The following is a 15,514-nucleotide window of genomic DNA, read 5'->3' as shown; positions in this document are numbered from 1 at the left end:
GCTCAGGCCTGGACGGTCGCCACGTCCAGCCGGGACACCAGCGCCGTCACCTTCCGGGCGATGTCCGGGGCGGTGAGGCCGATCTCGGCGAGGATCTCGGGCCGCGAGGCGTGGTCCAGGAACTCCTGCGGGATGCCGAAGTCGCGCACCGGGACGTCCACCTCGGCGTCGCGCAGCGCCTGCGCCACGGCGGCGCCCACACCGCCGACCCGGCCGTTGTCCTCGATCGTGACGACCGCGCGGTGCTCGGCCGCCAGCCCCGGCAGGGCCCGGTCCACCGGCTTGACCCAGCGGGGGTCGACCACGGTGGCGGTGATGCCCTGGGCGGCCAGCAGGTCGGCGACCTCCAGGCTGGTGGGGGCCATCGCGCCGACCGAGACGATCAGCACGTCGGCGCGGCGCTCGCCGGCCTCCGGGGCCTGCGGGGCGCGCAGCACGTCCATGCCGCCGATCCGGCCGACCGCGGGGACGGCCGGGCCGACCGTGCCCTTGGAGTAGCGGACCACGGTGGGGGCGTCGTCGACCTCGACCGCCTCGCGCAGCTGGGCGCGCAGCTGGTCGGCGTCGCGCGGCGCGGCGAGCCGCAGACCGGGGACGACCTGCAGGATCGACATGTCCCACATGCCGTTGTGCGAGGCGCCGTCGGTACCGGTGACACCGGCCCGGTCCAGCACGAAGGTGACGCCCAGCTTGTGCAGCGCCACGTCCATCAGGACCTGGTCGAAGGCCCGGTTGAGGAAGGTCGCGTAGACCGCGAACACCGGGTGCAGACCGTTGGTGGCCATGCCGGCCGCGCTGGTCACCGCGTGCTGCTCGGCGATGCCGACGTCGAAGATCCGGTTCGGGAAGGCCTTGGCGAAGGGGGCCAGGCCCACCGGGTGGAGCATCGCGGCGGTGATGCCGACGATGTCCTCGCGCTCGTGGCCGAGCGCGACCATCTCCTCACCGAAGACGGACGTCCAGTCCTTGCCGGCGCTCTTGATCGGCAGGCCGGTCTCCGGGTGGATCACGCCGACCGCGTGGAAGCGGTCCTCGTCGTTGTTCTCGGCCGCGTGGTAGCCGCGGCCCTTCTCGGTGAGGCAGTGCACGATCACCGGACCGCCGAAGCCGCGCGCCTTGGTGAGCGCGGACTCCAGGGCGGTGAGGTCGTGGCCGTCGATCGGGCCGATGTACTTGAGGCCGAGGTCCTCGAACATGCCCTGCGGGGCGATGAAGTCCTTCAGGCCCTTTTTGGCGCCGTGCAGCGTCTCGAAGAGCTGCTGGCCGACCACCGGGGTGCGCTGCAGGGCGTCCTTGCCCCAGGAGAGGAAGCGCTCGTAGCCCTGGGTGGTGCGCAGCGTGGCCAGGTGGTTCGCCATGCCGCCGATGGTCGGGGAGTAGGAGCGCTCGTTGTCGTTGACGACGATGACCAGCGGGCGGTCGGTGGCGTCGGCGATGTTGTTGAGCGCCTCCCAGGCCATGCCGCCGGTGAGCGCACCGTCGCCGATCACGGCGACGACCGGGTCGTGCTTCCCGAGCAGCTGGTTGGCCTTGGCCAGGCCGTCGGCGTACGAGAGCACGGTGGAGGCGTGCGAGTTCTCGATCACGTCGTGCTCGGACTCGGCGCGGGAGGGGTAGCCGGAGAGGCCGTCCTTCATCCGCAGCCGGGAGAAGTCCTGGCGGCCGGTGAGCAGCTTGTGGACGTAGCTCTGGTGGCCGGTGTCGAAGAGGATGCGGTCGCGCGGCGAGTCGAAGACCCGGTGCAGCGCGACGGTCAGCTCCACGACGCCGAGGTTGGGCCCGAGGTGGCCGCCCGTCTTGGAGACCTCCGTCACCAGGAAGGTCCGGATCTCCTGGGCCAGTGCGGCCAGCTGGCCGGGCGTGAGCCGGTCGAGATCGCGCGGTCCCCGAATGCGGGTCAGCAGGGCCACCCGTTCCTCCTCGTTCAAAGTCGCGGACCGCGGGCGGTCCGACGGGCCTCGCTGCCCGGTGTGCCGACGCACTCCGATCGGTCTCGGTCGGTGCCGACCGGTCGAGTCTAATGTCCGCCTACCGGACACCGAGCGGGGTGCCCGGTGCCATCGGCCCGTCACCGCCGTTCATGGCCGGCGGCGGGCACAGAGGGTCCGACGGCGGGCACGGACGGTCGAAGTACGGCACACCCGGTCGATACCGGGCCCGGACGGTCGGGGCGCGGCCGGGCCGCCGGCACTCACGGTCGGGCGACGGACGCCTGTACGGATCGCCCGACCGGGCCGGAGTCGTCCATCTCGCTCATCACCAGGGCGAGCGCGCCCAGCACCTCCGCGCGGCCGCCGAGGGTGCCGGGGACGACGGACAGCTGGCGGGCCGCGCTGGGGATCGCGTAGCGGGCCACCGAGTCGCGGATCGGGCCGAGCACCAGCTCACCGGCGTCGGCGAGGTCGCCGCCGAGGATCACCCGGCGCGGGTTGAGCAGGTTGCAGAGGGTGGCGACGCCGGTGCCGATCTGCCGGCCGGCGTCGGCGATCACCCGGCGGCAGCCGAGGTCGCCCTGGTGGGCCAGCTCGACCACTCCCGGCAGGGAGAGGTCCGGGCCGAGCGTGGTGCTCAGCAGGCCGAGCAGGTAGCGGGAGCCGACGAAGGTCTCCAGGCAGCCGCGGTTGCCGCAGCGGCAGACCGGGCCGGCCTCGTCCAGGGTGATGTGCCCGATCTCACCGGCGGTCCCGCCCGGGCCCCGGTAGATCTGCCCGTTGACCACCAGGCCCGCGCCGACGCCGCTGGCCACCTTGATGTAGGCGAGGTCGCTCAGGCCGCGTCCGGCGCCCCAGACGAGTTCGCCGAGCGCGCCCAGGTTGGCGTCGTTGTCGACGTGCACCGGCATGCCGAGCCGCTCGGCCAGCTCCCGGCCGGGGGCGATGCCCGTCCAGCCGGGCAGGATCGCGGTCGAGCCCAGTGCGCCGGTCTCCACGTCGATCGGGCCGGGGACGCCGAGGCCGACGCCGATCACCTTGTCCGGACGGAAGCCGGCCTGCTGGAGCAGCCGGTCGACCAGTGCCTCGGCACGGTCGAAGCCCTGGGCGGCGGAGACGTCGACGTCGATCGGCTCGCTCTCCTCGGCGAGCACCCGGTGCGCGAGGTTCCCGACGGCGACCCGGAGGTGGGTGTGGCCGAAATCGATCCCCACCACGATGCCGGCGTCACCACTGAGCGAGACGCTGCGGGCCCGGCGGCCGCCGGAGGAGGTGTCGGCGACCACGACGGTGCCGCTCTCCTTGAGCTCCCGGACGATGTTGGACACGGTCGCCGCCGAGAGGCCGGTGCCGCGGGCGATCTCGGCCTGGGTCAGCGAACCGGCCATCCGTACCGCCCGCAGCACCCGCTCCAGGTTGGCCCGGTGCAGTGAGGACTGCGAGCCCGGTGTGTCCGTCGCCATGATCCACCCTTCCAAGGGCGAGGGAACCCCTCCGCCGGGCGATCCCTTCAACTCCTGAAGCCTAGGGCCTGTCGTCAAACTTCAGGGTCTGCCCGAAGGGCGGGCCCGGCAGGCCGGAGTCCGGCGACGGGCCCAGGGGCCCCGTGGTCGGCGGGCGGTGCGGGTGCCGGTGCGGGCGGGGTGGGGAGGCGGGGCCGCGCGGTGTGCGGCCGGGAGCCGGGCGGCGCGGACGGGCCCCAGCTCAGAGGCGCGACGCGCTGGCTTCAGGGCTCCTGCGACCGGCCGAAAACAGCCCACCCGTACGATGGTGCCCATTCTCACCCGTCCCACCGGCCATGGACGTGACCCGGCCGGGGGGCGCTTCCAGACATGACGGGGCATCAGATGGCAGGGGATCACCCTACGCCGGGGGCGGGCGACGCGCCCGGCACCGGTCCGCAGGACAATCGGGGCGTCTCGCTCGGGCGCACGCCCGGCGGCGTCGACCCGGCCGCCGTGGCGAACCAGATGACACAGTTGGACGGGGCTCCCGTCCCCGGCCAGGCGGGACCGGCCGCGCCGGGCGCCGCACCCGGGCAGCCGCAGGCCCCGGGCAGCGAGTACGCCTACGCGCCGACCGCCGCCGCCTTCCCCGCCCAGGGCGCCCCGCCGCCCCCGCCCGGCGCGGCGCCGGTCGGACCGTACGACCCCACCCAGCCCCCGTTCGCGGGCCCCAACGCCGGTCAGCAGTTCGGCTACACCGCCCCGCCGCAGACCGACGGCGGAGCCGGCTACGGCTACCCGCAGCAGCAGGCCCCCGGCTACGCCTTCCCCGGCGCGCCGGTGCCCGCCGCGCCCAAGCAGCGCAACCCGGTGATGGTCTGGGGCGGCATCATCGGCGGTGTGCTGGCCGTCGCCATCATCGCCGGCCTCGTCGTGCTGTTCACCCAGAACAACAAGGACACCGACAACTCGAGCGCCGACGGCGGCACCACCAGCACCGGCGGCACCACCGGCGGCACCACCGGCGGCTCGACCACCGACCCCAGCGCCTCGGCGGCCTCGGGCGGCACCACCGGCGGCAACAACGGCGGCAAGGCGGGCGCCTACAACCTCGCCTGGACCGCCGCCAAGCCGGCCAACGCGGCCAGCGGCTCGCAGCTGCTCGGCATCTGGGGCGCCGAGAAGGCCGTCGTCCGCGCCGACAGCTACGGCATCCGGGCCCTCAACTCGGCCGACGGCAAGGAACTGTGGACGATCACGCCGCCGTCCGGCGCCAAGGAGTTCTGCGCCGTCTCCTACGGGGCGAACTCCAAGCACGTCGCCGCCGTCGCGCTCAACACCGGTGACAGCGACTGCTCCACCGTCGGCGCGGTCGACCTCAACACCGGCAAGCTGCTCTGGACCGCCAAGGTGAGCACCGAGCGGATGTCCTCGCCCACCCTCACCGTGACCGAGAAGGTCGTCGGCATCGGCGGCAACATGGTCGGCGCCGTGAACATCGCCGACGGCTCGCCGGTCTGGCAGTTCCAGCCCCGCGACAAGGACTGCAACGTCTACGGCAAGGCCGCCGGCGCCCAGATCGCCGTGAGCGACCGCTGCTACGGCTCCAACGCCAACCCCAAGTCGCAGCTGGTGCTGGTCGACACGGACTCCGGCAAGGCCACCAGCGCCGCGCCGATCCCGCTGACCGGCAGCATCGAGCGCGTCGACAAGGTGGTGTCGGACCAGCCGCTGGTACTGCTGGTGACCAGCGGTCCGAACGGCGACTACATCCTGCCGTTCGACAAGAGCAACAAGCCGATGACCCCGATGTCGGTCAAGGAGCCCGGGGCGGACAGCCTGCGCCTGTCCGGCCAGGCCGACGCGTTCACCCAGAACGTCGTCAGCGGCACCACGCTGTACGTCCAGACCACCCCGTCCAAGCCGGCCATCAACGCCTACGACCTGACGACCGGCAAGCGGCTCTGGTCGTCCACCGGCGGCACCAACGACGGCATCCGGCTGGTCTCCGGCACCGACAAGGACGGCAAGGTCCGGGCCGTGCTGGACATGGGGTACGGCAAGGACGCCAAGGTGGTCACGCTGTCCCCGACCGACGGCGCCGGCACCGAACTCGGCAGCATCACCAGCCAGAAGGGCGCCGACTTCATCGGCTCCAGCACCACCGAGTACGTGCTGCAGTCGGACGGCTCGCTGTACGGCTTCTCCCGCGGCGCGAGCTCGGACGCCCCCGTCGTCAAGTACGGGAAGAAGTGACGCCCCGGACGCCGCGTCCTGACGCAGCGTCCTGACGTCCGACCCCCGTCGAGGGCGGGGCGGAACAAGCCGGTTGGCCTGTTCCGCCCCGCCCTCGAACATTTCCCCGGGCTCCGCGCGCCGGGCATGGGAGGATGCGAAGCATCAGCCTGACGAAGGAGTCCTGCGAGTGCCCGGCACCAACCTGACCCGCGAGGAGGCCCGCACCCGGGCCGACCTCCTGCACGTGGACGCGTACCACATCGAGCTCGACCTGAGCTCGGCCCGGGAGGGAGGCACCTTCCGGTCCACCACCGTGGTCCGGTTCAGCGCCAACACCCCCGGCGCGGCCACCTTCATCGACCTCGTGGCGCCGAGCGTCGAGGAGATCACCCTCAACGGCGAGCGGCTCGACAACGCCAACTTCGCCGACAGCCGGATCGCGCTGCCGAACCTGGCCGCCGAGAACGAGCTGCGGATCGTCGCCGACTGCGCCTACACCAACACCGGCGAGGGCCTGCACCGGTTCGTCGACCCGGTCGACGGCGAGACCTACCTGTACACCCAGTTCGAGGTGCCGGACGCGCGCCGCGTCTTCGCCACCTTCGAGCAGCCCGACCTCAAGGCCACCTTCGCCTTCACGGTGACCGCCCCCAAGGGCTGGGTCGTGGTCTCCAACTCGCCCACCCCGACCCCGGTCGGCGACGGCGACAGCCAGGTCTGGACGTTCGAGCCCACCGGCCGGATCTCCTCCTACATCACGGCGCTCGTCGCCGGCCCGTACGTCGGCGTCTTCGACAGCTACGAGAACGGCGACCAGAAGGTGCCGCTGGGCGTCTACTGCCGCCCGTCGCTGCGTGAGTTCCTGGACGCCGAGGCGATCTTCGAGGTCACCAAGCAGGGCTTCGACTACTTCCAGGAGAAGTTCGACTTCCCCTACCCGTTCGCCAAGTACGACCAGCTGTTCGTCCCGGAGTTCAACGCCGGCGCGATGGAGAACGCGGGCGCCGTCACCCTGCGCGACCAGTACGTGTTCCGCTCCAAGGTGACCGACGCCTCGTACGAGGCGCGGGCCGCGACCATCCTGCACGAGCTGGCCCACATGTGGTTCGGCGACCTCGTCACCATGGAGTGGTGGAACGACCTCTGGCTGAACGAGTCGTTCGCCACCTTCGCCGAGGCCGTCTGCCAGGCCGAGGCGCCCGGGTCGAAGTGGCCGCACTCCTGGACCACCTTCGCCAACCAGATGAAGACCTGGGCGTACCGGCAGGACCAGCTGCCGTCCACCCACCCGATCATGGCCGACATCAACGACCTGGAGGACGTCCAGGTCAACTTCGACGGCATCACCTACGCCAAGGGCGCCTCGGTGCTCAAGCAGCTGGTGGCGTACGTCGGCCAGGACGCCTTCTTCCAGGGCGTGCAGGCCTACTTCAAGCGGCACGCCTGGGGCAACACCCGCCTGGCCGACCTGCTCGGCGCACTGGAGAAGGCCAGCGGGCGCGACCTCAAGGCCTGGTCCAAGGCCTGGCTGGAGACGGCCGGCATCAACGTGCTGCGCCCGGCGCTCACCCTCAACGGCGACGGCGAGATCGAGTCCTTCGCCGTGCTGCAGGAGGCCCCCGCGCTGCCGGCCGGCGCCAAGGGCGAGGCCGTCCTGCGCCCGCACCGGATCGCCATCGGCCTCTACGAGCTCACCGACGGCACCCTGGTGCGCACCGACCGGATCGAGCTGGACGTCGACGGCCCGCGCACCGAGGTCCCCGAGCTGGTCGGCCGGCGCCGCCCGGCCGTCATCCTGCTCAACGACGACGACCTCTCCTACGCCAAGGTCCGCCTGGACGAGGACTCGCTGGCCGTCGTCACCGAGCACCTGGGCGCCTTCACCGACTCGCTGCCGCGCGCGCTGTGCTGGGCCTCCGCCTGGGACATGACCCGCGACGGCGAGCTCGCCGCCCGCGACTACCTGGCACTGGCCGTCTCCGGCCTCGGCCGGGAGTCCGACATCGGCGTGGTCCAGTCGGTGCACCGCCAGGTCAAGCTCGCCCTCGACTCCTACACCGACCCGGCCTGGAGCGAGCAGGGTCTCGCCCGCTGGGCCGAGGCCGCCGAGGAGCAGCTGCGCGCCGCCCAGCCCGGCAGCGACCACCAGCTGGCCTGGGCCCGCGCGCTGGCCGCCGTCGCCCGCAGCGAGGGGCAGCTGGACCTGCTCGCCGGCCTGCTGGACGGCTCCACCGAGATCAAGGGCCTGGCCGTCGACACCGAGCTGCGCTGGACGCTGCTCGGCCGCCTGGCCGCCACCGGCCGCGCCGACGAGGCCGCCATCGCGGCCGAGCTGGTCCGCGACAACACCGCGGCCGGCCAGGAGCACGCGGCCAGCTGCCGCGCCGCCCTGCCGACCGCCGAGGCCAAGGCCAAGGCCTGGGCCTCGGTCATGGAGTCGGACAAGCTCACCAACTACGTCCAGGACGCGGTGATCGCCGGCTTCCAGCAGGCCGACCAGCGCGAGCTGCTGGCGCCGTACGGCGCCAAGTACTTCGCGGCGCTCAAGGACATCTGGGAGACCCGCAGCCACGAGATCGCGATGCTGATCATCGTCGGGCTGTACCCGTCGCTGCAGGTCGAGCAGGCCACGCTGGACGCCACCGACGCCTGGCTGAGCACGGCCGAGCCGGCGCCGGCACTGCGCCGGCGGGTCGTCGAGCAGCGGGCCGGGGTCGAGCGCGCGATCAAGGCGCAGGCCGCCGACCGGGCGGCGGGCGCCCGGGCGCTGGGGCACTGAGCCGGGCGGGGGCCCCGGGGGCGACCCCGGGGCCCCGCCGGTCGTTCCTTCGGGAACGCCTGAGGGGGCGCCGGACATCGTCCGGCGCCCCCTCAGGCGTTGTACGGGGCTTGGGTGGAGGGCCCTCGGTTACTTCTTCTTGTCCTTGCTGCCGTACGGCAGCCCGGCCAGGCCCGCGATGACCACGAAGGCCACGATCGGGAGCAGCACGTACAGGCCGAGGGTCTGGGCCACGGTCAGGCCGCTGCCCGGGTCGTCGCCGTCGTCCCGGGAGTAGGCCATGGCGGGCGACGACAGCAGCATCATCAGCGTGACCGTTGCGGTGACCGCGCCGGCTCGCAAAGCGTTCCTCTTGTCCACGCTGCTCAACTTACCCGCCACTTACCTCACCGCGCTCGGCGGGGTCGGCCTTTCGAGCCGGCCGGCCGGCGGCCCGCAGGAGGTCGGCCAGGCCCTGCCCGGCCGGGGTGGCGGCCAGCTCGTCCAGCGTCACCGGGCGGCCGGAGCCGTCAGCGACCGGCAGCCGCCAGTTGGGGTACTGGTCCCAGGTGCCGGGCAGGTTCTGCGGGCGCGGGTCCCCCACGAGATCGGGCAGCCAGACGCCGACCAGCTCGGCCGGGGTGGCCAGCAGGAAGCGGTACAGCACCCGCGCCGAGAGCGGTTCGTCCTCCGCCAGCAGGCCCAGCCGCGTCAGCTCGGCCCGCCAGTCGGCGAGCTCGCCCTCCGCCTGCGCCTGCTCCTCGTCCAGCGAACGGGCCAGCAGGCCCAGCCGGTGGCGCAGCTCGACGTGCTCGCCGGAGAGCCGGGCGGCGGTGCTCGGCAGGTCGTGGGTGGTCAGGGTGGCCAGGCTGCCGGGCCGCCAACGCTCCGGGGCCAGGATCTCGCCCTTGGCCTGCCAGTCCCGCTCGAACCAGAGCACCGAGGTGCCCAGGACGCCGCGCGCCGCCAGCTCCTCGCGGACCCCCGGCTCCACCGTGCCCAGGTCCTCGCCGATCACCGCCGTGCCGGCCCGGTGCGCCTCCAGGGCCAGCACGCCCAGCATCGCCTCCGCGTCGTAGCGGACGTAGGCGCCCTCGGTCGGCGGGTGGCCGACCGGCACCCACCAGAGCCGGAACAAGCCCATCACGTGGTCGATCCGGATGGCCCCCGCGTGCCGGGCCGCCGAGCGCAGCAGCTCCGCGTACGGGGCGTAGCCGGAGGCGGCCAGCGCGTCCGGGCGCCAGGGCGGCAGGCCCCAGTCCTGGCCGTGGGCGTTGAAGGCGTCCGGCGGGGCGCCGACCGAGATGCCGCCGCCCAGGGCGTCCTGGAGCGCCCAGGCGTCGGCACCGTCCGGGTGGACGCCGACGGCGAGGTCGTGGATAAGGCCGACCGCCATGCCGGCGGTGCGCGCGGCCTGCTGGGCCCCGGCGAGCTGCCGGTCGACCTGCCAGGCGAGCCAGCGGTGGAACTCGACGCGGTCGCCGAGTTGCTGGGCGGCGAGCGTGACGTGCGGGTCGTCCGGGTGACGCAGGCCCTTGGGCCACGCGTGCCAGTCGGCGCCGTGCACCTCGGCGAGGGCGTTCCAGAGCGCGTACCGCTCCAGCCACTCGCCCTCCCTGCGCCGGTAGGCCTCGTACGCGGCCCGGCCGCCCGCCCCGCGCGGCACCTCGTGCAGCAGCTCCAGGGCCCGGCGCTTGAGCGCCCAGACGGCGTCCCGGTCGATCAGGCCGTCGTGGCCCAGCACCTCGGCGCGCAGCCGGGCGGCGCGGCGCCCCAGCTCCTCGGCCTCGGCGCGCTGCTCGCCCGTCAGGTACCCGTACTCGGGGACCGCCTCGACGCGCAGGTGCACCGGGTCGGCGAAGCGGCGCGAGGAGGGCCGGTAGGGGGACGGGTCGGACGGGACGGCCGGCAGGCCCGCGTGCAGCGGGTTGATCTGCACGAAGCCCGCGCCGAGGCCGCCGGCCCACTGGGTCAGCTCTGCGAGGTCGCCGAGGTCGCCCATGCCCCAGGACCGGTCGGACAGGACGGAGTAGAGCTGTGCGAGGAAGCCCCAGCTGCGGCCGGGGAGCTGCGGCAGCCGCTCCGGAGCGACGATCAGATGGGCGTACTGCTCGGTGGCATCGGTCTGCGCCCTGAGCCGGTGCCGCCCGAGCGGCAGGTCGGCGGGCAGCCAGTGCGAGTGCCCGCGCGGCAGCTCCCAGACCCCGCCCTCCTCCAGCTCGACGCTGAGGCGCGCGTCCGCCGGCACGTCCAGCGCGGTGCGCCGCCCGGCCCGCACCACCACGCAGGGCGGCAGCAACCGCGCCCGCTGCTCGGCGCGGTGACGCTCCAGCGCCTCCCGCACCGCCTCCGGCGTACCGGCCTCCACGCCCAGCGCGGCCAGCACCGCGACCAGCGTCCGCGCGCCCGGGTGGTACGCCTGGTCCACTCCGTACGCCTGCGCCAGTGCCACCAGCTCCGCCGGGGGAGGCGGCGCGTCCTGCGCGGGCACCTCCAGGCCGTCGGCTCCGTCACGGTCGAGATAAGCGGCCACTCGCGGCTCCTGCGATGTCTCGGCAACGCCCAGTCAGGACAGCCACAGTCCTACCCGTGTGACGGCCCGGTGACTCGGTGCGACACGGCCTGTCGCATCACATCATGCCGAGACATCAGGTCAGCCTGCGCGAAGCACCATTACAGGCTCGACGCAATAGCGTGCACGTCGGCCGATACGAGAGGAGCACAATCCCGGCTGGTCAGGACCGACCAATAAGCGGCTCCTCAGAGCACTCTGCGCCAGCAGCCTCGAGGACCTTTCTGAGAAACTTTACCTCGACTGCAGTCCTCACAATCCCCACGGAAGTCAAATCCGCCAAAAGCGCACTGGCCTCACCAATAGTAATACCCAACGCCCGCCTGATTTCCTTAAGCAGAAGAGCACCCCGAGAATCCGCGGAGGATACAGTCAGCCGAAATGCTCCATGCCTGCAGATTACAGCATCCCTCAACCACGGCGGACCACCCCCAGCCCCGCCGTCATCACTAACGAGACCACAGGAATCACATTCCCACTCAGATACCCAACCTAGCAATCCACCCCTAAATACTTGAGCATTCCAGCCACGGGCATCAGCACCACAGTTGGTGCACTGCAGGCTGAACCGTACCCCCTGCTCGATCATTCCCATTCTCTCATTCTCATATACCTATCGACCGTGTCATAGAAACGCTGAGACGTACCAGATCCGTTTCGCGGATGGTGACCCGCCATCCCCCGATCGTACCACCGGTGGTGAAGCTCCTCGTGAACAATCGTATTTCTCAGGTCATTTCGACTCGAGAAGCGCTTCCGCCCAATCTGCGTCCCCACGCCCTTCATAGCCATTCCAGTATTAACAGTGGGACTATATTGAGGAATGTGAGCAAAGTTCAGGTCCTTGAAATCTTCGGCAACAATGGCCGCAAGCGCCCGAGTGCGCGAATTAGATGACGAGCCGGTCGCCGCATCGATGCTTTCCTGTCCGGCCCACGCATTCCCTTCGTGGCCGCCAGCATATTCCACCCCCTCGCCATTCTCTTTCCCCTTTAGAGAAACCTCACTACCCGATTCGCCCTTACCTGCTTTCGATTCTGTTCCAGCAGCATCGGGCGCCGATTCTTTGACTGCCTTCTCTTCCGCCGCCTTGGCCGCCGCTCTTTCGGCTGCTCGGGCCTCGGCGGCGGCGGTCTTGGCTGCGACGACGGCTTGGCCGGCTTCCGCTGCGGCGCGTTCGCCGGAGCGGATCATGTCGTAGGCCTTGTCGATCTCCTTGTAGATCTTGAAAGCCTTGATGCCGACCTTGATGGCCTTGAAGAGCTTGCCCCAGGGCACCGCGTTGAGCGCGGTGTTGACGCAGGCCATCACGTCGCCCTTGGTGAAGCAGTCCCGGGCGTCGTTGAAGCCGATCAGTTCACCGATCAGATCGACGACCTTGTGCACGATCTCGTCGCGCTTGCGCTTGCCCTCCTTGACGACCTGGTCGGCTGCATCCTGCTTCGCCAGAGCCTTCTGCACCCCTGCGTCAGGCGGCTCGATCGGGCCGGAAGCGGGCGGGCTGTAGATGAAGACCGCGTCGACGGCCTGGCCGTTACCCCGGGGTTCGTGGTTGTTGCTGCACTCTTCGGGCCTGTCGCAGCCCACCTTCAGGCCGTTGGCGTCCGACTTGTTGATCGGGCTGTTGTTGGCGTACGCGTACGCGTTCCACTGCTGCGGGTCACCGGCGTCCGTGATCGGGTCGGGGCTGATGAAGCGGCCCGCCTTCGAGTCGTACTCGCGGGCGCCCAGGAGGGTGAAGCCGGTGGCCTTCTCCTTGGTGCCACCCACGAAGCCCTTGTCACCGGCCCAGACACCCCCACCCGGCTGGGCGCCGCGCTCGTTGCCGAACGGGTCGGTGGGGCGGCGGACCTGGGCCAGGTCGTAGGCGTCGAACTGGACACCGTTGGTGCCGTGCGGGTCCGAGCTCTGGTAAGCGAGCGTGGAGGTGCCGTCGGTGGTGGTGCGGGTGATGGAGAGACCGTTGGGGGCCCCGTACGAGCGGACGTTGGTGACCACACCGGTCGTGGTGTCGAGCGTGAGCTGGTCGGCGCCGAGGTTGAGGGTGGTCTTCCCCGGGTCGCGGCGGATCAGCTGGCCGCCGGAGACGTCGTACAGGTAGCTGGTGCCTGCACTCTGGCCGGTGCCGGTGATCTGGTCGAGCTTGCCCTGGGCGTTCCAGGTCAGGGTCTTGGTGCCCGGGGTGTCGGTGATGGACGTCGTGTTGCCGGCGGCGTCGTAGGTGTAGGAAGTCACTGCCGTCCCGGTCGGACCGGCTTCCGTGGACTTCATCAGGGCGTGCGGTCCACCGGTGCCGCCGCCCGTCCTCGGGTCGGAGGACGGGGTGTTCGGACCGGTGCCGAACGTCTGGATGGTGGTGATGTCCTTGCTGGTGTCGCCGTTGACGTCCTTCTGGACCAGCTTGGTGCGGTTGCCGATCAGGTCGTACTCGTACTGCTGCCAGTACGGGGCCGGGCCGCCCACACTGGGCTGGCCCTCATTCAGTTCCGGGCCGCCGGCGTTGGTGCAGGCGCCGACTGCTGGAACGTTCGGCTGCGGCAGCGTCGTCTGGGTGCCGGTGTCCGTCCAGGCCTGGGCTAGCCGGCCCAGGTAGTCGTGGTTGAAGCACTGCAGGTCGGCGACCTCGCCGTCCTGGGCGTTGCGGGCCGAGGTGACCTGACCCAGCACGTTGTAGGTGTAGTCCACGACGTCGACACTCGCGGTCGGCGCGTTCTCCTTGTCCAGGATCGAGCGGGTGACCCGGCCGGTGGCGTCGTCGATCAGCGCCGTGGCAACGACATGTGCTCCCGCATCTCCGATGGTGGTACGGAAGGGGCGGCCATAGGGGTCGTACCGGACACCGCCGACGAAGGGGGTCGGTTCGTCGAAACCGAAGACGCTCGTCAGGCCGACGAACTGCCCCACTCCATCCGTGGTGAAGGTCAGCCGTTCTCTTCCCATACCTGCCACCGCAGGCATGAGAGTGCTCGCCAGCCGACCGGCCTCGTCATACGTGTTGTCGGTGACGTAAGTGCCGGCCAGGTTCCCTTCGACCGCCGGAATCACGGTCTTGGCACCGCGCTCGCGATAGCCCACGTCGTAGCCGGTGATCTCCGACTTGTACGCCGCGCCGCTCGCACCGCCGACGTACCGGGTGGTGGAGGTCGGCTTGCCCAGGGCGAGGGTGTCGTAGGTCCATCCCGCGACCTGCTTGGCGGGGTCGACCGCCGTGCCTTCGTAGGCCGCGACGGTGCGACCGAGCAGGTCGGCGACGCTGGTGGCGCTCTTGCCCCGGGAGTCCGTGACGGTGACGAGGTTGTGGCTGTCGTCGTAGGTCGTGGTGCCCGTACCCGAGTCCGGGTCGGTGCCCTTCACCGGACGGCCGAGCAGGTCGTACTCGTACGTCCAGAGGTTCCCAGCCGCGTCCTTGCGCCAGGCCTCCTTGCCTTCGGGCGTGTAGCCGTACGTCGTCTCGTCGTACGCCCCGGTCGGGGTGTCGGCCTTGTACTGGCGCAGGGCGACGGTGTTCCCGCGGCCGTCCATGACGGTCGCGGTGGCGTACCCGCCGGCGGGCGGGGTAGTGCGGATCTCGTCGGCGCCCGCGTACTCGGTGCGGCTGCGCCACTGCTCGATTCCGTAGGACTGGAAGATCGAGTCCGTGACTCGGCCCATGCCGTCGTACTTCTGCACGGTCTGGGACGGGATCTTGCTGTCCGGGTTGACCCCGCCGTTGGGAAGGAAGAGCTGGCCGCTGGGCGCCGCCTCGTCGTTGTAGTACGCAGCACTGGTCTTGGTCTGCCAGCTGTGGGAGTCGAACAGGGCGTCGGTGATCATTCGCCCGGTGGCGCCCGACGGGGTGCTGGCCTGGGTCTGACGGACCCGGCCGAGACCGTCGTAGATGGTGTAGCTCGACGTGTAGGTCTTCAGGTCACCCATCAGTGCCTGGGTGAGCACCTGCGAGGGCGCATTGGCGCCGTTGACCGCGTAGGAGAACTTCCGGTTCGGGCGGTTCGGGTTCTTGCTCCGGTCGTTGCCCGGGCTCCAGCCGGCCACCGAGCGGCCGAGGCCGTCGAAGTCCTGCTCCGAGACGCGCCCGTTCTCGTCCCGGATCTTGAACCGCCCCGGGTTCGATAGAGACCTCAGCTTGTGGTTGTGACCTGTGGTTTTGCAGTTGTGAGGTGGTAGGTGTTCTCGTACTCGACGGGCGGGACGTGGCCTATCTCACCGTGGAGTCGGCGGTGGTTATACCAATCGACCCACTCGGCGGTGGCGAGCTCGACCTGCGACAGCGTGCGCCAGGGCCGCCGGGGCTTGATCAGCTCGGTCTTGAACAGCCCGATCGTGGACTCCATGAGGGCGTTGTCGTAGGCGTCGCCGACCGACCCGATGGAGGCTGCGATGCCGGCGGCGTCGAGGTGCTCGGCCAGGCGGAAAGACGTGTACTGACTGCCCGCGTCGCTGTGATGTATCAACTCGCCCCGTCTGGGCGGGTATCCGTCGCGGTCGCGCTGCCACAAGGCCATCTCCAGGGCGTCCAGGACGAGCCTGGTCTGCTTCGTGGTCGCGGCGGACCAGCCGACGATGCGACGGG

General features: G+C 71.0%; 8 protein-coding genes. 2 read left to right on the top strand and 6 right to left on the bottom strand.

What is annotated here, in order from left to right; translation table 11 throughout:
• Positions 1-2: 2 nt before the first annotated feature.
• Positions 3-1,910, bottom strand: coding sequence for a 1-deoxy-D-xylulose-5-phosphate synthase (dxs, locus tag AB0J08_RS16805; RefSeq protein WP_360633686.1), 1,908 nt, complete (start codon positions 1,908-1,910; stop codon positions 3-5).
• A 281-nt stretch (positions 1,911-2,191) separates the two neighbouring features.
• Positions 2,192-3,394: an ROK family transcriptional regulator gene (locus AB0J08_RS16800; protein WP_360633683.1), complete on the bottom strand. Its 1,203-nt coding sequence runs from the start codon at positions 3,392-3,394 to the stop codon at positions 2,192-2,194.
• Positions 3,395-3,778: 384 nt separating this feature from the next.
• Here AB0J08_RS16800 and AB0J08_RS16795 point away from each other — a divergent pair, with 384 nt between their 5' ends.
• Entirely contained in the window at positions 3,779-5,632 is a 1,854-nt protein-coding gene (locus tag AB0J08_RS16795) for a PQQ-binding-like beta-propeller repeat protein (RefSeq protein WP_360633680.1), read from the top strand.
• A 169-nt stretch (positions 5,633-5,801) separates the two neighbouring features.
• Positions 5,802-8,393 carry an aminopeptidase N gene (gene pepN / locus AB0J08_RS16790; protein WP_360633677.1) on the top strand — a complete coding sequence of 864 codons (2,592 nt, stop codon included), beginning with the start codon at positions 5,802-5,804 and terminating at the stop codon, positions 8,391-8,393.
• A 129-nt stretch (positions 8,394-8,522) separates the two neighbouring features.
• Here pepN and AB0J08_RS16785 read toward each other — a convergent pair whose 3' ends face one another.
• From AB0J08_RS16785 to AB0J08_RS16770, 4 genes are all read right to left on the bottom strand, one after another.
• Positions 8,523-8,762 carry a hypothetical protein gene (locus AB0J08_RS16785; RefSeq protein WP_360633674.1) on the bottom strand — a complete coding sequence of 80 codons (240 nt, stop codon included), beginning with the start codon at positions 8,760-8,762 and terminating at the stop codon, positions 8,523-8,525.
• A 1-nt stretch (position 8,763) separates the two neighbouring features.
• Entirely contained in the window at positions 8,764-10,824 is a 2,061-nt protein-coding gene (gene malQ / locus AB0J08_RS16780) for a 4-alpha-glucanotransferase (protein ID WP_360633928.1), read from the bottom strand.
• Positions 10,825-11,529: 705 nt separating this feature from the next.
• A complete protein-coding gene (locus AB0J08_RS16775) occupies positions 11,530-14,976 on the bottom strand; it encodes an RHS repeat-associated core domain-containing protein (RefSeq protein ID WP_360633671.1) in 3,447 nt (1,148 codons plus the stop codon).
• A gap of 86 nt (positions 14,977-15,062) precedes the next feature.
• On the bottom strand, positions 15,063-15,514 hold a 452-nt coding region (locus AB0J08_RS16770), incomplete at its 5' end, for an integrase core domain-containing protein (protein WP_360633668.1).

The organism is Kitasatospora sp. NPDC050463 (genome assembly GCF_040655255.1).
Taxonomy (GTDB): Bacteria; Actinomycetota; Actinomycetes; order Streptomycetales; family Streptomycetaceae; genus Kitasatospora.
This window is presented reverse-complemented; position numbering and strand designations above follow the sequence as displayed.

Bases quoted from the DNA above. Each gene is read 5' to 3' on its own strand.
- AB0J08_RS16800 (WP_360633683.1), bottom strand. From the start codon at position 3,394: ATGGCGACGGACACACCGGGCTCGCAGTCCTCACTGCACCGGGCCAAC.
- AB0J08_RS16795 (WP_360633680.1), top strand. From the start codon at position 3,779: ATGGCAGGGGATCACCCTACGCCGGGGGCGGGCGACGCGCCCGGCACC.